General features: G+C 49.8%; 18 protein-coding genes and 1 pseudogene. 13 read left to right on the top strand and 6 right to left on the bottom strand.

Annotated features, from left to right (window positions below):
- Positions 1–19 precede the first annotated feature (19 nt).
- The 5 genes from yebS (at position 20) to OGY01_RS05745 (ending at position 6162) form a co-directional block, all read left to right on the top strand.
- On the top strand, positions 20–1303 hold the full coding sequence (gene yebS / locus OGY01_RS05765; protein ID WP_045444026.1) for a membrane integrity lipid transport subunit YebS: 1284 nt from the start codon (positions 20–22) through the stop codon (positions 1301–1303).
- Positions 1272–3905 carry a PqiB family protein gene (locus OGY01_RS05760; RefSeq protein WP_045444028.1) on the top strand — a complete coding sequence of 878 codons (2634 nt, stop codon included), beginning with the start codon at positions 1272–1274 and terminating at the stop codon, positions 3903–3905. The genes yebS and OGY01_RS05760 overlap by 32 nt, the downstream gene beginning before the upstream one ends.
- 203 nt (positions 3906–4108) lie before the next feature.
- Positions 4109–5530, top strand: coding sequence for a 16S rRNA (cytosine(1407)-C(5))-methyltransferase RsmF (rsmF, locus tag OGY01_RS05755; protein WP_225761070.1), 1422 nt, complete (start codon positions 4109–4111; stop codon positions 5528–5530).
- A gap of 100 nt (positions 5531–5630) precedes the next feature.
- Positions 5631–5867 (top strand): YebV family protein, encoded by a 237-nt coding sequence (locus OGY01_RS05750; protein ID WP_167493956.1) that lies wholly within the window; start codon positions 5631–5633, stop codon positions 5865–5867.
- A gap of 103 nt (positions 5868–5970) precedes the next feature.
- The gene (locus OGY01_RS05745; protein ID WP_045444034.1) at positions 5971–6162 is read left to right on the top strand and encodes a YdfD/YebW family protein; all 192 of its coding nucleotides are present in this window, start codon (positions 5971–5973) and stop codon (positions 6160–6162) included.
- Here OGY01_RS05745 and pphA read toward each other — a convergent pair whose 3' ends face one another.
- Positions 6163–6804, bottom strand: coding sequence for a protein-serine/threonine phosphatase (pphA, locus tag OGY01_RS05740; RefSeq protein ID WP_200011079.1), 642 nt, complete (start codon positions 6802–6804; stop codon positions 6163–6165).
- A 560-nt stretch (positions 6805–7364) separates the two neighbouring features.
- On the opposite strand from pphA, the gene OGY01_RS05735 reads away from it, so the two are divergent.
- Positions 7365–7769: a DUF1398 domain-containing protein gene (locus OGY01_RS05735; RefSeq protein ID WP_048221305.1), complete on the top strand. Its 405-nt coding sequence runs from the start codon at positions 7365–7367 to the stop codon at positions 7767–7769.
- Positions 7770–8007: 238 nt separating this feature from the next.
- On the opposite strand, the gene OGY01_RS05730 is transcribed toward OGY01_RS05735, so the two are convergent.
- Entirely contained in the window at positions 8008–8340 is a 333-nt protein-coding gene (locus tag OGY01_RS05730; protein ID WP_045444043.1) for an EmrE family multidrug efflux SMR transporter, read from the bottom strand.
- A 433-nt stretch (positions 8341–8773) separates the two neighbouring features.
- On the opposite strand from OGY01_RS05730, the gene OGY01_RS05725 reads away from it, so the two are divergent.
- The 4 genes and pseudogenes from OGY01_RS05725 to OGY01_RS05710 all read left to right on the top strand — a co-directional run bounded on the left by OGY01_RS05725 (position 8774) and on the right by OGY01_RS05710 (position 10749).
- Positions 8774–9622, top strand: a complete 849-nt coding sequence (locus OGY01_RS05725; RefSeq protein ID WP_048221304.1) for an alpha/beta fold hydrolase — start codon at positions 8774–8776, stop codon at positions 9620–9622.
- Positions 9623–9763: 141 nt separating this feature from the next.
- Positions 9764–10170: pseudogene (locus OGY01_RS05720) on the top strand (hypothetical protein); the annotation flags it as partial.
- The gene (locus tag OGY01_RS23755; RefSeq protein ID WP_404979408.1) at positions 10157–10417 is read left to right on the top strand and encodes a DUF4060 family protein; all 261 of its coding nucleotides are present in this window, start codon (positions 10157–10159) and stop codon (positions 10415–10417) included. The pseudogene OGY01_RS05720 and the gene OGY01_RS23755, both read left to right, overlap by 14 nt.
- Positions 10354–10749, top strand: a complete 396-nt coding sequence (locus OGY01_RS05710; protein ID WP_311315585.1) for a tyrosine-type recombinase/integrase — start codon at positions 10354–10356, stop codon at positions 10747–10749. The genes OGY01_RS23755 and OGY01_RS05710 overlap by 64 nt, the downstream gene beginning before the upstream one ends.
- Before the next feature lie 336 nt (positions 10750–11085).
- Here the strand turns inward: OGY01_RS05710 and OGY01_RS05705 are convergent, their stop codons facing one another.
- The 3 genes from OGY01_RS05705 to yobA are packed head-to-tail and all read right to left on the bottom strand — an operon-like array spanning position 11086 to position 12690.
- Positions 11086–11424 (bottom strand): YebY family protein, encoded by a 339-nt coding sequence (locus OGY01_RS05705; protein ID WP_286492625.1) that lies wholly within the window; start codon positions 11422–11424, stop codon positions 11086–11088.
- A 15-nt stretch (positions 11425–11439) separates the two neighbouring features.
- Complete coding sequence (copD, locus tag OGY01_RS05700) at positions 11440–12312, bottom strand: copper homeostasis membrane protein CopD (protein ID WP_286492623.1); 873 nt, start codon at positions 12310–12312, stop codon at positions 11440–11442.
- A 3-nt stretch (positions 12313–12315) separates the two neighbouring features.
- Positions 12316–12690, bottom strand: coding sequence for a CopC domain-containing protein YobA (yobA, locus tag OGY01_RS05695; RefSeq protein WP_286492622.1), 375 nt, complete (start codon positions 12688–12690; stop codon positions 12316–12318).
- Between the two features lie 144 nt (positions 12691–12834).
- On the opposite strand from yobA, the gene OGY01_RS05690 reads away from it, so the two are divergent.
- The 3 genes from OGY01_RS05690 to exoX all read left to right on the top strand — a co-directional run bounded on the left by OGY01_RS05690 (position 12835) and on the right by exoX (position 14513).
- Positions 12835–13065 carry a DNA polymerase III subunit theta gene (locus tag OGY01_RS05690; protein WP_045444060.1) on the top strand — a complete coding sequence of 77 codons (231 nt, stop codon included), beginning with the start codon at positions 12835–12837 and terminating at the stop codon, positions 13063–13065.
- 106 nt (positions 13066–13171) lie between these two features.
- Complete coding sequence (locus tag OGY01_RS05685) at positions 13172–13828, top strand: carbon-nitrogen hydrolase family protein (RefSeq protein WP_286492621.1); 657 nt, start codon at positions 13172–13174, stop codon at positions 13826–13828.
- A 22-nt stretch (positions 13829–13850) separates the two neighbouring features.
- Complete coding sequence (gene exoX, locus OGY01_RS05680; RefSeq protein ID WP_045444066.1) at positions 13851–14513, top strand: exodeoxyribonuclease X; 663 nt, start codon at positions 13851–13853, stop codon at positions 14511–14513.
- Here exoX and ptrB read toward each other — a convergent pair.
- Positions 14495–16570: an oligopeptidase B gene (gene ptrB / locus OGY01_RS05675; RefSeq protein ID WP_286492620.1), complete on the bottom strand. Its 2076-nt coding sequence runs from the start codon at positions 16568–16570 to the stop codon at positions 14495–14497. The two genes, exoX and ptrB, sit on opposite strands and share 19 nt — an antisense overlap.
- Positions 16571–16614 lie beyond the last annotated feature (44 nt).

The following is a 16614-nucleotide window of genomic DNA, read 5'->3' as shown; positions in this document are numbered from 1 at the left end:
ACACTTTGATCTGCGATACATGGCCTTAAATACTCCGCGCACCAAGCCATCGAAAAAAATAGCGATCAGGTCCATCGGTGAGGCGCTACCCCGCGCACATTATCAGCGGTGCCCTGAATGTGACACGCTATTTAGCTTGCCGAAAATGCGTTCGCACCAAAGTGCATACTGCCCTCGCTGTCAGGCAAAAATACGCGACGGACGCGACTGGTCATTGACGCGACTGGCGGCGATGGCCGTCACAATGTTGCTACTGATGCCCTTTGCCTGGGGAGAACCACTGTTACACATCTATTTATTGGGCATCCGTATTGACGCTAATGTGGTACAGGGTATCTGGCAAATGACCCGGCAAGGCGATCCGCTAACCGCATCCATCGTGCTATTTTGCGTAGCCGGCGCGCCGATAATACTCGTCTCCTCAATCGCATATCTGTGGTTTGGTAATATTCTCGGTATGAACCTGCGCCCGGTATTGCTGATGCTGGAAAGGCTTAAAGAGTGGGTCATGCTGGATATCTATCTGGTGGGTATTGGCGTCGCTTCAATCAAAGTTCAAGATTATGCTTTTCTGCAACCCGGTGTGGGGCTTTTTGCATTTATCGCGTTGGTGATCCTCAGTATTCTGACGCTATCGCACCTCAATGTTGAGCAACTGTGGGAACGTTTTTATCCGCAAAGACCAGCCCGTCGCCCTGATGAAAAGCTTCGCGTCTGCCTTGGCTGTCACTTTACAGGCTATCCCGATGCTCGCGGACGTTGCCCCCGTTGCCATATTCCGCTGCGCTGGCGCAGGAATCAGAGCATCCAAAAGTGCTGGGCTGCACTGTTAGCCTCGATTGTCTTTCTCCTGCCTGCTAATCTGCTGCCTATATCGGTCATATACGTTAACGGATCCCGGCAGGAAGACACTATTCTCTCGGGGATCATGTCTCTGGCCAACAGTAATGTCGGCGTCGCGGCAATCGTCTTTATCGCCAGTATCCTGGTGCCTTTCACCAAAGTGATTGTGATGTTTACTTTGTTGTTCAGCATCCACTTTAAATGTGAACAAGGATTACGCACGCGCATCTTATTACTGCGCATGGTGACCTGGATTGGCCGCTGGTCAATGCTGGATCTCTTTGTTATCGCCTTAACTATGTCGCTGATTAACCGCGATCAGATACTTGCTTTTACTATGGGACCGGCTGCGTTTTATTTCGGCGCAGCGGTAATATTGACTATTCTTGCTGTGGAATGGCTGGACAGCCGCTTACTTTGGGATGCACATGAGTCAGGAAACGCCCGCTTCGCAGACTGAAGCACAGATTAAAACAAAACGCCGCATTTCTCCGTTCTGGCTGCTGCCGATCATTGCATTGATGATCGCTGGATGGCTTATCTGGGGAAGCTATGAAGATCGCGGCAACACCGTAACCATCGACTTTATGTCTGCGGATGGCATTGTACCGGGCCGTACTCCCGTTCGTTACCAGGGTGTCGAAGTTGGTACAGTGCAGGATATCAGTCTCAGCAAAGATCTGCGTAAGATTGAGGTTCGGGTTAGCATCAAATCCAGCATGAAAGATGCTCTGCGTAAAGACACACAATTCTGGCTGGTGACGCCGAAAGCATCGCTGGCAGGCGTCTCTGGCCTTGATGCACTGGTTGGCGGTAACTATATCGGAATGATGCCCGGAACCGGTGAAGCAGAGGATCATTTTGTCGCGCTTGATACGCAACCAAAGTACCGCCTGAACAACGGCGATTTGATGCTTCATCTGCATGCGCCCGACCTCGGCTCCCTCAACAGTGGTTCATTGGTTTACTTCCGCAAGATACCGGTAGGCCGGGTGTATGACTACACCATAAATCCCAACAATCAGGGCGTGACTATCGACGTACTGATTGAGCGCCGATTTACCAATCTGGTGAAAAAAGGCAGCCGTTTCTGGAATGTTTCCGGTGTAAATGCGGATGTCAGCCTCAGCGGCGCGAAGGTCAAACTGGAAAGCCTCGCTGCACTGGTTAATGGCGCGATCGCCTTTGATTCACCGGAGGATTCGCAACCCGCCGTCGCAGACGATACGTTCGGTTTGTACCAGGACCTGGCACACAGCCAACGCGGCGTGATAGTGAAACTCGAACTCCCCAGTGGCGATGGTCTAAAAGCAGGCTCAACAGCACTGATGTACCAGGGGCTGGAGGTAGGCGAACTCACTAAACTGGATTTGAATCCAGGGGGTAAAGTCACCGGTGAGATGACGGTCGACCCCAGCGTCGTCACGCTGCTGCGGGAGAACACGCGTATCGAATTACACAGCCCCAAATTGTCGTTGAGCGATGTGAATCTCAGTTCACTGCTCACGGGTAAAACCTTCGAACTGGTGCCCGGTGAGGGCGAGCCTCGAAGCCAGTTTGTGGTTGTTCCCGGCGAGAAATCCTTGCTTCATGACCCGGGCGTGATGACGTTCACCCTGACGGCACCGGAAAGCTATGGCATTGATGCCGGGCAACCGTTGATCCTGCACGGTGTACAAGTCGGACAAGTTATTGAGCGAACCCTATCCAGCAAAGGCGTCTCTTTTACCGTCGCCATCGAACCGCAACATCGCGACCTGGTGCTGGGTGACAGTAAATTTGTGGTCAATAGCCGGGTGGATGTCAAAGTAGGTATTGATGGCGTGGAGTTCCTCGGCGCCAGTGCCAGCGAATGGATTAGCGGAGGCATTCGCATTTTACCGGGTACGAAAGGTGAAATGAAAAGCAGCTATCCGCTGTATGCCAATCTGGAAAAAGCCATCGAAAACAGCCTGAGCGATCTACCGACCACCACGCTCAGCCTGCGTGCCGAAACGCTGCCGGATGTGCAAGCTGGCTCAGTGGTGTTATACCGTAAATTTGAGGTGGGCGAAGTTATTAGTGTACGTCCTCGTGCCGAGGCGTTTGACATCGATCTGCATATCAAACCTGAATATCGCAATCTGTTGACCAGCAACAGCGTGTTCTGGGCTGAAGGTGGCGCAAAAGTTCAACTCAACGGCAGCGGTTTGACCGTTCAGGCATCCCCTCTGTCGCGCGCGCTCAAGGGTGCGATTAGCTTCGATAACCTGAGCGGAGCCAGCGCCAGTCAGCGCAAAGGCGACAAACGTATCCTGTATGCCTCTGAAACCGCTGCGCGTGCTGTGGGGGGGCAAATTACCTTGCACGCATTTGATGCCGGTAAGCTCGCCGCGGGCATGCCGATTCGCTACCTGGGTATCGATATCGGTCAGATCCAGACTCTTGAACTGATCACTGCTCGTAACGAAGTTCAGGCGAAAGCGGTACTATACCCGGAGTATGTCCAGACTTTTGCACGTGCCGGCACCCGCTTCTCGGTCATTACTCCACAAATCTCCGCCGCAGGCGTGGAGCACCTGGATACAATCCTGCAACCTTACATTAATGTTGAACCAGGACGAGGCAATCCACGCCGCGATTTCGAACTACAAGAAGCCACTATTACTGATTCGCGTTACCTTGATGGCCTGAGCATCGTGGTGGAAGCATCAGAAGCTGGATCGCTAAATATCGGTACACCAGTCCTGTTCAGAGGGATTGAAGTGGGAACCGTCACCGGACTGACGCTGGGTTCACTTTCTGACCGCGTAATGATCGCCATGCGTATCAGCAAGCGCTATCAGCATCTGGTGCGTAATAATTCCGTGTTCTGGCTGGCCTCCGGTTACAACCTCGACTTCGGCCTGACTGGCGGCGTCGTGAAAACCGGTACCTTCAACCAATTCATTCGCGGCGGTATCGCCTTCGCTACCCCACCGGGCACTCCACTGGCTCCAAAAGCACAGGAGGGTAAACACTTCCTGTTGCTGGAGAGCGAACCGAAAGAATGGCGCGAATGGGGTACCGCCCTGCCGCGCTAATGTCCCCTGCTCCGGCGTACGCGCGCCGGAGCGTTTATACCTTTCATACTTCAAGTTGCAGGTGAGTTGGTTTCACTCGCTTACCGCGTTACTGGCCTGTGGCCTCGACCCTTAGCGGCCAGCGCAAGCGTTGTTGTCCTGCAACTCGAAATATTCAGGGTATATGCTAAACTGCGCACCTGTTTTTTTGCCGGTGCGACCAAGTGGCTTATTTTCCAGACGCCTTTCTGACTCAAATGCGTGAAGCAATGCCTTCCACGCTCTCTTTCGATGACTTTCTTGCCGCCTGCCAGCGTCCGTTACGCCGCAGCATTCGCGTGAATACACTAAAAATCTCCGTTGCCGATTTTCTCGACCTAACTGCACCTTACGGCTGGTCGCTCACGCCAGTTCCCTGGTGTGAGGAAGGTTTCTGGATCGAACGTGGTGATGAAGAGTCAGTGCCGCTGGGCAGCACCGCTGAGCATTTAAGCGGTCTTTTTTATATTCAGGAAGCCAGCTCAATGCTGCCGGTTGCCGCGCTGTTTGCCGAAGGTAATATGCCGGATCGTGTGATGGATGTCGCAGCAGCTCCTGGCTCTAAAACCACACAAATAGCGGCAAAAATGAATAACAAGGGCGCAATCCTGGCGAATGAGTTTTCCGCCAGTCGCGTTAAAGTGCTGCATGCCAATATCAGCCGCTGCGGGATCAGTAACGTCGCCTTAACCCACTTTGACGGGCGCGTGTTTGGCGCTGCTCTTCCGGAAACTTTTGATGCGATTTTACTGGATGCTCCGTGTTCCGGCGAAGGCGTGGTGCGTAAAGATCCCGATGCGCTGAAAAACTGGTCCGTTGAAAGTAATCTTGAGATTGCCGCCACGCAGCGCGAACTGCTCGACAGCGCATTTCACGCCTTACGTCCCGGTGGCACGCTGGTTTATTCAACGTGCACCTTAAACCGTGAAGAAAACGAATCCATCATGCAGTGGCTGATAGAAACTTATCCAGATGCCGTCGAGTTTCTTCCATTGGGTGACTTATTTCCTGGAGCCGAACGCGCCCTCACGCCGGAGGGATTTCTACATGTATTCCCGCAAATTTACGACTGTGAAGGGTTCTTTGTCGCGCGTTTGCGCAAAACCGCCGCGATTCACGCCCTGCCAGCCCCAAAATACAAGGTTGGAAACTTTCCATTCAGTCCGCTGAAAGGACGTGAAACTGCGCAAATCACCGCCGCGGCGAATGCCTGTGCAATACAATGGGATAATAATCTGCGTCTCTGGCAACGTGATAAAGAGCTCTGGCTATTCCCCGTAGAAATTGAAGCGCTGATCGGTAGGGTCCGTTTTTCCCGCCTCGGGATCAAGCTGGCTGAAACCCATAATAAAGGATACCGCTGGCAGCATGAGGCAGTGATCGCCCTTGCTAATCCGAATCACAATAATGCGTTCGAACTGACCCTTGAGGAAGCGGAAGAGTGGTATCGCGGCAGAGATGTCTATCCGCAAACCTCACCGGCCACCGACGACGTGCTGGTCACATTCCAGCAGCAGCCAATTGGTCTGGCGAAGCGTATTGGTTCGCGATTAAAGAACAGTTATCCGCGCGATCTTGTCCGGGATGGCAAACTCTTTACAGGATAACGCACATTTTTACTGGCGCTTTTGCTGACGTTGACTACGCTGAAAAATGGACGACCCAACTGGTCGTACCACAACCAGCAAATCAACGGAGAGCACGATGATGAAAACCAGTGTGCGCATTGGCGCTTTTGAAATCGACGACGCCGAGTTACATGGCGAATCGCCGGGAGACCGAACGTTAACCATTCCGTGCAAATCCGATCCGGATTTATGCATGCAACTGGATGCCTGGGACGCCGATACCAGCATCCCGGCACTCCTTAATGGGGAACATTCTGTTCTATTCCGTCAGCACTACGATCGTAAGTCAGATGCCTGGATCATGCGTTTTGCCTGATTCAAAAAGAACCCGTCGCCAGGCGGGTTATTTCTTTTCTTAATTTCCCCCTCGCTTCAACCTCTTCTACACTATCGGTACGGCAGTACAATTTGAGGATGTAATGTTCACGCTGGTTCTTTTTGTTTGCTACCTGGATGGCGGTTGTGAAGATATCGTGGTCGATGTCTACAATACGGAACAGCAGTGCCTTATTTCGATGGACGATCAGCGTATTCGCAACGGAGGATGTCTACCTGCGGATGGCTATATCGACAGTTTCTGGCGCCCGGCGCAGGAATACAGCGATTTTTGATTATTGTAACTGCACCAGCGTAAGCTCACCGCCAAACACCGCGCCGGTATCAATATAGTGCAGGTTATCGATATCCAGCCGATGGCGTAGCGGCGTATGGCCAAACCAAAAATGATCCGCCCCACGTATCCCCCCGCGTTTGCTCATCAACCTTTCGCGACCCCAAATAACACCTTGTAAATCAACATCTTTCTGCCACTGATAATTCTCATCAGGGTAATCAGCATGGGCAATAACATGTATACCGGTCTGACAGTGAAGTTCCAGAATCCAGGGTAATTGTTGACAGAATTCAAGTGCGATTCGCGCGCTCGGTTGTGGCGCACGGGTAAACCAGGATCCCCCATTCAGCAACCACAGCAGCTGCTCGCCCGTCGCCAGCGCATCCAGTGCCATCTGCTCGTGATTGCCTCTGACCGCCACAACCCAGGTTTTACGCAGTAATTTCAGGCAGCGGAGGCTGTCTGGCCCACGGTCAATAACATCCCCGACAGACACCAACAGATCCTGCCACGGGTCAAAACGGCACTGGCGCAATTTATCCACCAGCATGGAGAAACAGCCGTGGATATCCCCGACGACCCAGACATGACGCCAGCGTGTACCTTCCACTCTCTGGTAGATATTACCAGGCAGCCCCATTTGACCTCCTGCACAGAAAATTATCTACACATGTAGGAAAACCATGCGCGATACTTACATGAGCCTTCCCTTTCAACGCCTTCATGCAGTTAGCCTGTACGAATTTGTTCAGAAAATCTCTGACAATGTCCAGATTATCTGGCTCTAAATGTCCGTCACCATCCGGGTATTTGGATTATCTTCTCCAGCCAGGGAAAATCGTATTTATTCCCCAGAATAATCGACGTAGTTAGAGTATAGTAAAAGAAATCTGAACAAATTAACGAGACGGTTATTATTTTGTTTAAAAACCTCCACATCATTAATTAATGAGAGATTAAAAAACATATTTACAGTCAACTTACACTATACGTTCGAGAAGTTACTTTTTTACTCCCCAGCTCCGTTTCGCAATGACCGAGATATATACGCAATGTCATCATCATGATGATAACATTCATCAAGCAGGAGTCTGCAGGCTGAATGGGCTTACAAACGGGCACTGGTCTGATCAGATTGAATAGACTAAGCTAATCATGCACACTACGCGCCCTCACAACTAACAAGAGGTTACTTTCCTGATGGATCAGGTTGCCATTCTCCAACAGATGTTCGAGCAAGTGAGAAAGGAGTTAAATTTTTCCTGGTTTTATTCTGAATTGAAGCGACACAACATTGCGCATTATATCTACTATCTGGCTACAGATAACATCAGGATCGTCACGCATAATGACGACGTTTTGTTAATAAGAGGATACAGAAGCTTATTAAAAATCAGTACGATTAAGAACGTCGAACTTATAAAAGAAGCGGCACGGATTCATATCTCCGGGAAGTCAACATTTCGGGAGTACTGCATCACACTTGCCAGTGCTGGTGTTTTTCGCTGGGTAACCGATGTCAATGATAATAAACGTTGTTATTATTCTTTTGATAATTCACTTTTATATATTGAAGATATCGAGAACAATAAACCCCTCATATAATGCTTTGGGCCCTTGGTCTGGGACCCTTAATGGAAACGGCAGAATGTAAAAAATCGCAGGTGCATTTTGCACCTGCGACTGTGAAAATACATCCTGATAGCCAGTTCTCTCAATACGCAGACGTCACCGAAGTTGTTCAGGCTTCGGCAACCTGCTAAGCGTATCAAGTGAGAGGAGGAATTACCCCACACCCCGTTCATGCGGTGATCTTAGAGCCTATCCCATTGGGCTATTTTATTTAATGTACTGCGCTTCGCGATAACAAATTAATAATGAGAACACCTGCACAAATTAGTGCCATTCCGATAATAGCGGGCAAATCCAGTCGTTGCCCATGTATAACCCAGGCAAGAAGACTGATCAGCACAATACCCACACCAGACCAGATAGCATATGCAATTCCTGTAGGTATATGCGCCAGCGTCTGGGAAAGCAGCCAGAATGAAGCACAGTAACACACAATCGTACCAACAGAAGGCCATAGCCGAGTGAACCCATCGGTAAACTTCATTAACGTTGTCCCGGTCACTTCAGCCAGAATAGCCGCACCAAGATAGATATAAGTATTCATAACCATTCATTTTTTAAACAAGACAAAGAAAGATTCTACTATATCTTCACCTTACATGATCTTTTCTTGCTGCAGCTTCTTTCTGTATACATATGTTGCGGTTTCGAAAGAACATGGAAATTCGGCTGTTTTCGAGCTACTGTGCGCTAAAACCGGGGAGAGCTTCACGGTTAGCGTGATATTAAAAATTATGCTTCATACCTGCCATGGCACAGCTGTCCCTGTACCCCTTATTCCTCATCCGAGCACTATTTGCTGATCTAATTTTCTGCGCAAATGAATTGTGATTGTTAAAAAACGTGTGGTATAACGAATGAACAGCAAAAATCAGAATTCGGACAGATTTCGGGCATAGAACCTTAATTGTTTGAAATCAAAGTCTGATAAAAAGAGACCGAATAAAGCTTCACGAACAACAAGCCAGGAGTTGGAAGTGACGGTCGGAACAATTCAGTCAGATAAATTTCAGCTTGGATATAAGGTCATTGGCTCAGGGGCTGCGGCAATCATTGTTGGTAGCAACCTGTATTATTCCCGCACTTTCTCGACTGACCTTGCAAAGCGTTTTTGCCTATACTTTATCGATCATCGAGCCTATGCTCCGGCAAGCAAACCCGTTCAAGAGGATGATTTCTCCTTAGATAAGGTCGTTAGTGATATTGAATTGTCTCGTGTTGCCCTTGGCGTTGATAGAATGACGATCATCGGGCACTCTGGAAACGGATTCATGGCACTGGAATACGCGCGTCTGTATCCTAGCCGGGTATCACATGTAATACTCATTAGCACTCCACCCAATTTGAGCGCCGATCTCAATGATAAATCGGAACAAAGATTCAAGACAGAAGCGTCTAAGCTCCGTCAGGAAATATACGATAAAGAAATATCCCTGCTTTCATCGGATGCAAAAAAGCACCCGCAGGAGCAATTCAAATATCTTCTCCTCCGAACCGGTCCCCGGTCTTGGTTAGACCCATTTTTTGACGCGGCTCCACTCTGGCGTGATGTTATCACGCACGATGTCGGATTTGACTTGCTCTGGGGAAAGGTGTTTCCCGACTTCGATATGAAATGTGTTGCAGCAGCGATCAGCGCGCCCGTTTTCTTGGCCCTTGGTCGTCACGACTATATCAATCCACCAATCGAATCGTGGAAAGAGTATCAAGGCTATTTCAGAGACATTGAGATCGAAATTTTTGAGAAAAGCGGCCACACGCCGCAACTTGAAGAACCGGAGAGGTTCAACGAGGCCCTGATAAGATTCATTCAACGCCATCAATAGGGATTGTCGCGGAAATACTGATTATCTGACTGGATCGCCGCAATCTGATTTCGTTCAACAATTGCTATCGCAAAACCGTCCTTGCGGCGACGTCTCCATTCATCAGAGCGGGCGCTTTTTCCGGCATGCCGCCTTTGTAAATCAGTAAACATCGACTCTCTGGCAGATAATTTCCGCGTACGTATCGATACTGTGCAGGATGTTGGCAGCGCCAAAGCACTCCGAACTGATATCGAAAGCGCGAAGGTTACGCTGGGTTCAGCCTTGTTCACCGAATTGAAGAACAAAGCAGTTAAGCGCTATTGCCTGGTGGATGCACATAACAAGGTAGAAGCCGAGATCAACTCCCTGCCTACTCCGAACGAACCGGATGCAGCAGAACGGTTTGGGGAAGTTGAGCGAGTTCTTGTAACGGCGAAAAGTCACAGGGTGGCGAACTGAACGATCAGTTCAGCATCCTCCTGGCAGATATGAAACCGGTAATATGTGGGCTAACTGAGCTGGAATGGTTCGCCTTCCCCTTGAGGAGATGTAATGCGACTGATTAACCGAGGCAATCAGCAATCCCCGTTAGCGCGTCAGGCATGCGACATCAAGCTGGCCATTCATCACGCTCCGGAACTTCACGGTAAAGAATATAAGGTTCAGCCTGATGCCATCTGTGTGGATCCGAGCAAAACGAATCTTCGTCCCAAAAGATCGACAGGAAAGACGCTATTTCTCAGGCCATCGTGGTCAATAACTACATTGAAAGGAATCCGGCAGAGCCGACAAGAACGCCGACGCCCAAAGTGAAGCGTGAGCGTCTTTTGCTTGAGCAGTTCGAGATAATAAGGGATGCCGCAACCGCCCATTCCGAATGGGCTGCAAATGCATGTGGTCTGGCACTTGTCACCGGGCAAAGAAGAGAGGACGTATCGTTGTTCAGATTCAGCGATATCAGGGATTCTACAGAGTTAAAGTTTGGCCCCAACCCTCCTCCTTTCCATGAGATCAGGAGCTTGGCGAGCAGACTGTGTGAAAGGGAGCGTGGAGAGGATTTCGCACAGAGACTGCTGGGGCATAAAAATTTAACAATGACCAAAAAATACCTGGACGCACGCGGTGCAGAATATGTTATGGTTTAGACAGGATATGGAAATTTCGAGTAATTTTCGTGGGGTTTCGTGAAAGCACCGAGAAAACCCAACGAAAATAAGCTCATAAAAAGAGACCGAATACGATTCCTGTATTCGGTCCAGGGAAATGGCTCTTGGGAGAGAGCCGTGCGCTAAAAGTTGGCATTAATGCAGGCTAAGTTACCCTGCCATTTAAGAATAGATGACAGCGCCAGGTTTTCCAGTCCGTGACTAAAGTGGCCTGAAAAAAAGGACGATTGTCACCCGCAACAACGCAAAAACCGCAAGTTCTCCTGAGAGATCCTTGCGGTTTTTTATTGGAAATCAGAGAGGTATATCTGACAACTAACAGAGCTTTTCTGCACGTTCGATAAACGGCGCAAGGCTCATTTTTTCGCCTTGTTTTGCCGGATCATCAATCTGAATAATGTCGATCGGTTTTGCCGTCGTTTTACCGTTTTCAACCTGCTCTCTGGCAATATCATTCAGTGGGTATTGCACCAACGTGCTGGGATTAATGACATACAGTGCGTTGCCAGGCCGACAGGTCAACATCACCTCTTCACGATTAAACGCCCACTTATCTTTACCAACCTCAAAACGGCTGACGGTAATGACCTGTGGTGCAGCCAGTGCAGCTCCTGAACTTGTCAGGAGTAATAAAGAGATAACTATTTTTTTCATACGTTTGCCAGTCCATCAGAAAGGTTCAAGAGTTGCAAACAGGCTGACAATCGCCAGCACGACAGCCCCTATTCCCCATTCAAGCTTCGTCATCCAGATAAAGTAGAGAGTCATACAGCGGTTATCTTGCTGCATGCGTGGTACGAGAACATACCGATTCACGAGTGCAATCGCCACCATTAGCGCGACCAGGGCACATTTTAACAAAAGCAATTGCCCATACGCTGCGTGCCAGGGGACTGACAAACCGACAATAAACAACACATTCGCCATGCCGGTAAGCAATACGCCGATAACAAAAAGATGCCCGTAGCGGGAAAATCGCATCATAGTGCTAATAGCCTGCTGTCGCCAACGGCCCTTAGCCATCCTCATACAGTAAATAACTGGCAGCAGGCCGCCAAACCAGGCTGCAGCGCATATCAGATGTAACGCATGATTAAGCTGCTGTATAGCCCGCACGACGCCGTCATGTAGGGTTGCATGTCCGACACCAGCCAATAGGATAAACTGGGCAATTGTCATAATCAGCAACAACCGTGACATGCTGTGCGGCACAATGATAGTTACCACCAGCGTGACCAGCGCGAGAATAATCTGCCATAACCACACGCCACCAAACTGCGTTTGCAGAACCGCTCCCCATATTTCTACAGAGATAACATCCTGCCAGCCCGATCCCATTAATCCACCCTGGATCGCCAACATCAGCGTTGCGCTAATAAAACTCCATGTCGCGGCATGCCGTTGCAAACGCAAAAAGCGGCGCATCATCAAGCGACGGACTGAGACAGGAGCCAGCCATGCACTGTAAAGCGCACAGCCAAATACCAGCATTAAAGTGGTGAAATGGATAAAACGCAGAGCGACCCAGGTAAGTGCCAGCATGGTTTATTTCACGCTAAAGGTATATTGCCCTTTCGTCTTGTGACCATCCACTGATACAACATGCCAGTCAACCGTATATTTCCCGGCATCCAGTGACTGAGCGAGCGGAATGATCAGTTGCGTCTTATCTTGTTCATTGCGCGTCGGCTTGCCGGTTTTGATCTGTGTCTGTTTTGGGCCTGTAAGCGTTGCGCCACTGAACGCAGGCTCAACGCCTTCAGAAAAATTAAGAGTCAACGCCTGGGGAGAGGCTATGATCTGCGCATCCGCCTCAGGACTTTGCGTTGTCAAATGCGCATGAGCCAGCGCTGCGGGAGTTGCCAGAGCGGAAGTCAGTGCGATGAGGGCATAGCGAAGTAAAGATGCAGTAGAAACCATATCAACTATTCCTTTTTGTTATGTCTAATTTGTAGAGAATAACCTTCTACAATGATCGAGTCGAGAATCATCATTTCTGGCTTGCCATTAATGCACTCTCTTAGTAACTTTTGCGCGCCAATGAATAGAGATAAGGAGAAGCCCATGAACATCAACCTGGCTAAACTTGAACAAGATGAGATGGATAAGGTCAATGTTGATCTGGCCGCGGCAGGTGTCGCATTCAAAGAGCGCTATAACATGCCTGTCGTTGCAGAAGTCGTCGAGCGCGAGCAACCTGAACATCTACGCGACTGGTTTCGCGAGCGGCTGATCGCACACCGTTTGGCATCGGTTTCCCTCTCACGTTTACCTTACGAGCCGAAAGTTAAATAAACCTTATATTACGTTACAATTCCTTACATGGTGGCTGCTAAAGTATAAGCACATTCTTAATCTATAATTTAAGGATGATTGTAGACACTATGAAAAGGAAGTCATTATGTCACACTGGAAAATTGCCGCAGCACAGTACGAACCTCTACAGACAACGTTAACAGAACATGTCGCGCATCACCTGCAATTCATCAGAGCAGCTGCCAAATGTCAGTGTGAATTGCTGGTTTTCCCCTCCCTTTCGCTGTTGGGATGCGTCGATGGGGATGATTTTCTTCCGGCACCTCCTGATGAGGCTCTCCTGCAACCTCTGGCCCATGCCGCTGCGAGTTATCGCATGACCATTATTGCGGGGTTACCGGTTGAACATAGCAACCAGTTTGTGAAGGGCATTGCCCTTTTTTCACCCGGACTGGCATCACCGTTAACATTTCATCAGAGCCATGGAGCCTGTATTGCCAGACAGCGAAATACCATAAGCGTTGTCGATACTCAGCCGGAAGGCATTGATATTGACCCTGAGTTTTCGCTGTTCACCACCAGCCAGTGTATCAGCGAACCTGAGCTTCTCTCCTCCACCTCGCGACTGCAAAGTTTTTCGCATAAATTCGCCATTGCAGTGCTGATGGCCAATGCGCGCGGCAGCAGCGCTTTATGGGATGAGCGCGGTCGTTTGATTGTGCGCGCCGACCGCGGTTCACTGCTCTTAACCGGTCAACGCACCTCTCAGGGTTGGCAAGGTGATATCATTCCATTACGCTAGTCGTTTTGGTCAGGAGCTTGGCATGTTGCGCATAATAGATACAGAAACCTGTGGCCTGCAGGGAGGCATTGTTGAGATTGCTTCTGTCGATGTAGTAGACGGACAGATTGTCAATCCAATGAGCCACCTGGTGCGCCCTGACCGTCCCATTAGTCCTCAGGCGATGGCAATTCACCGTATTACCGAATCCATGGTGGCGGATAAACCCTGGATTGAAGACGTCATCCCGCATTATTACGGCAGCGAGTGGTACGTAGCGCACAATGCGAGTTTTGACCGTCGTGTATTGCCAGACATGCCCGGAGAGTGGATTTGCACCATGAAGCTTTCCCGCCGTCTGTGGCCGGGAATTAAATACAGCAATATGGCACTCTATAAATCCCGCAAACTGAATGTACAGACGCCTTCCGGTCTGCATCATCACCGTGCCCTTTACGATTGCTACATCACTGCGGCATTGCTGATCGACATCATAAACACGTCGGGTTGGTCAGCAGAGCAAATGGCCGACATCACCGGTCGCCCGGCACTGTTGACCACATTTACCTTTGGCAAATACCGCGGCAAAGCGGTATCAGAAGTGGCTGAACGCGATCCGGGCTACTTGCGCTGGTTGTTTAATAACCTTGACAGTATGAGTCCGGAACTACGACTAACGCTTAAGCACTATCTCGATAACGCCTGAGTTGTTGCCTGCCCGGGTAGTGTCCCTTGCGCCAGTCCTATCAAAAAAGCGAACTCAAGGGCCACGCCTTCATACGATTTAAAGCGACCAGATTTGCCCCCGTGCCCGGAGTCCATATCCGTACACAGTAGCAGCAGGTGGTCATCCGTTTTCAGCTCCCGCAGTTTCGCTACCCACTTTGCCGGTTCCCAGTATTGCACCTGAGAATCATGTAGCCCGGTGGTGACCAACAGATGTGGATAAGCTTGCGCGGTGACATTATCGTACGGGCTGTAGCTTTTCATGTAGGCATAGTACTCCGCGTCCTGCGGATTACCCCACTCTTCAAATTCCCCGGTGGTCAGTGGAATTGACTCATCCAGCATCGTGGTCACGACATCGACGAACGGTACCTGTGCAATAACACCATGAAACAGCTGCGGGCGTTCGTTAATTGCAACCCCCATTAGCATCCCACCAGCGCTTCCCCCCATGCCATAACACAGTGAAGGTGCACCGTAACCCAGTTTTAATAGTGCCTCGCAAACATCGAGATAATCATTAAAGGTATTTTTCTTTTGCAGAAACTTACCATCTTCGTACCACTGCTGTCCCAGTTCACCGCCGCCCCGCACATGGGCGATGGCATAAACAAACCCCCGATCCAGCAGACTCAGGCGACTGCTGCTGAAATCTGCATCCATGCTAGCGCCATAAGAGCCATAACCATAAACCAGTAAGGGATTTTTCCCTTTGCGAAAATGCTTTTGATGGTAAACCAGCGAGACAGGAACCTCCGTACCATCGCGCGCGGTGATCCACACATGCTCACTGCGGTAATCGGCCGCGTCGAATCCGGGGACATTCGTCTGTTTGAGTACACGTCGCTCTCCGGTGTCCATATCCAGTTCAAACAGGGTGTCCGGCGTCGTCATGGATGAATAGCCATAACGCAAGCGCGATGTCTCCGGCTCGGGATTGTACGCCAGCCACGTTACGTAAGCCGGATCGTCGAAAGCAATCCCGACCACTTCACGCGTTTTGCGGTTGATTTGTCGTAAACTGGTTAAACCACGCTGACGCTCCTCCACCACCAGCCAGTCGGTAAACAGCGTAAATCCTTCCAGCATGACGCTATCACGCGGCGGGATCAGCACTTCCCAGGCCTGTTCATCACGCACGCGGGTGCGATACAAACCAAAGTTTTTCCCCTGACGGTTAGATCGCAGATAAAACGCGTGCTGATAGTGATCAAGGCTGTACTCATGGTCTTTACGCCGTGGCAAAAAAACCAGCGGCTCGGCATCGGCCAGCTCCGCATCAAGCAACAATACTTCGCTGGTTGTCGCGCTGGCGACATGGATAACAACATAATGCTGCGAGGTGGTTTTGTGCAGACTGACATAAAACATATCGTCAGCTTCTTCATACACCAGTTGATCATGAATGGATGGTGAGCCAACGGTATGCCGCCATACCTGATACGGTAATAATGTTGTTTCATGTTTGCGAACATAATAAAAGGTCTGCGAATCGTTCGCCCAGACCAATTCCGGCTCAACATTATCCAGTACTTCCGGATACCAGTTCCCGGTTTGTAGATTGCGAAAACGAATGCCATATTGCCGACGAGACAGGTAATCCTCCGCCAGAGCCATAACGGTATTATCGGGTGATATTGCGAGTCCTCCCAGCGTATAGAATTCGCTGTGGGCTGCACGCTGGTTACCATCCAGCAAGGTATCCCATTCATCCCACTCTTCATTGAGAGCAGACTGGCGCTGATAAATGGCATATTCACATCCCGGTTCATAAATATGCCGGTAGCGATAACCATTTTTCACATAAGGAGCGGAAACATCCTGAGGGGGAATACGGTCGATAATTTCTTTCAGCACACGATCCTGCAATGCCTGCTGGGAAGCCATAACCTGGCGGCCATATGCATTTTCTTGTTGCAGATAGTCCAGCACTTCTGGCTGCGAGCGGGTGTCATCTCGCAACCAGTAATAATTATCAACACGAGTATCGCCATGCTGCGTCATGGCATGTGGAATACGAGGAGCTTTTGGTAGCATGTCATTGTTCTTCTGCTTAAACATCCTATAAGGGTGGCAAAAGT

The sequence above is a fragment of the Citrobacter sp. Cm038 genome (assembly GCF_030333105.1).
Lineage (GTDB): Bacteria > Pseudomonadota > Gammaproteobacteria > Enterobacterales > Enterobacteriaceae > Citrobacter > Citrobacter murliniae.
This window is presented reverse-complemented; position numbering and strand designations above follow the sequence as displayed.

Coding starts and splice junctions, on each gene's coding strand:
- OGY01_RS05685 (WP_286492621.1), top strand. CDS start 13,172: ATGTCACACTGGAAAATTGCCGCAGCACAGTACGAACCTCTACAGACA.
- yobA (WP_286492622.1), bottom strand. CDS start 12,690: ATGGTTTCTACTGCATCTTTACTTCGCTATGCCCTCATCGCACTGACT.
- OGY01_RS05735 (WP_048221305.1), top strand. CDS start 7,365: ATGGATCAGGTTGCCATTCTCCAACAGATGTTCGAGCAAGTGAGAAAG.
- ptrB (WP_286492620.1), bottom strand. CDS start 16,570: ATGCTACCAAAAGCTCCTCGTATTCCACATGCCATGACGCAGCATGGC.
- OGY01_RS05750 (WP_167493956.1), top strand. CDS start 5,631: ATGAAAACCAGTGTGCGCATTGGCGCTTTTGAAATCGACGACGCCGAG.
- OGY01_RS05705 (WP_286492625.1), bottom strand. CDS start 11,424: ATGAAAAAAATAGTTATCTCTTTATTACTCCTGACAAGTTCAGGAGCT.
- OGY01_RS05730 (WP_045444043.1), bottom strand. CDS start 8,340: ATGAATACTTATATCTATCTTGGTGCGGCTATTCTGGCTGAAGTGACC.
- copD (WP_286492623.1), bottom strand. CDS start 12,312: ATGCTGGCACTTACCTGGGTCGCTCTGCGTTTTATCCATTTCACCACT.
- OGY01_RS05745 (WP_045444034.1), top strand. CDS start 5,971: ATGTTCACGCTGGTTCTTTTTGTTTGCTACCTGGATGGCGGTTGTGAA.
- pphA (WP_200011079.1), bottom strand. CDS start 6,804: ATGGGGCTGCCTGGTAATATCTACCAGAGAGTGGAAGGTACACGCTGG.
- OGY01_RS05760 (WP_045444028.1), top strand. CDS start 1,272: ATGAGTCAGGAAACGCCCGCTTCGCAGACTGAAGCACAGATTAAAACA.
- OGY01_RS05690 (WP_045444060.1), top strand. CDS start 12,835: ATGAACATCAACCTGGCTAAACTTGAACAAGATGAGATGGATAAGGTC.
- OGY01_RS23755 (WP_404979408.1), top strand. CDS start 10,157: ATGCGACTGATTAACCGAGGCAATCAGCAATCCCCGTTAGCGCGTCAG.
- exoX (WP_045444066.1), top strand. CDS start 13,851: ATGTTGCGCATAATAGATACAGAAACCTGTGGCCTGCAGGGAGGCATT.
- yebS (WP_045444026.1), top strand. CDS start 20: ATGGCCTTAAATACTCCGCGCACCAAGCCATCGAAAAAAATAGCGATC.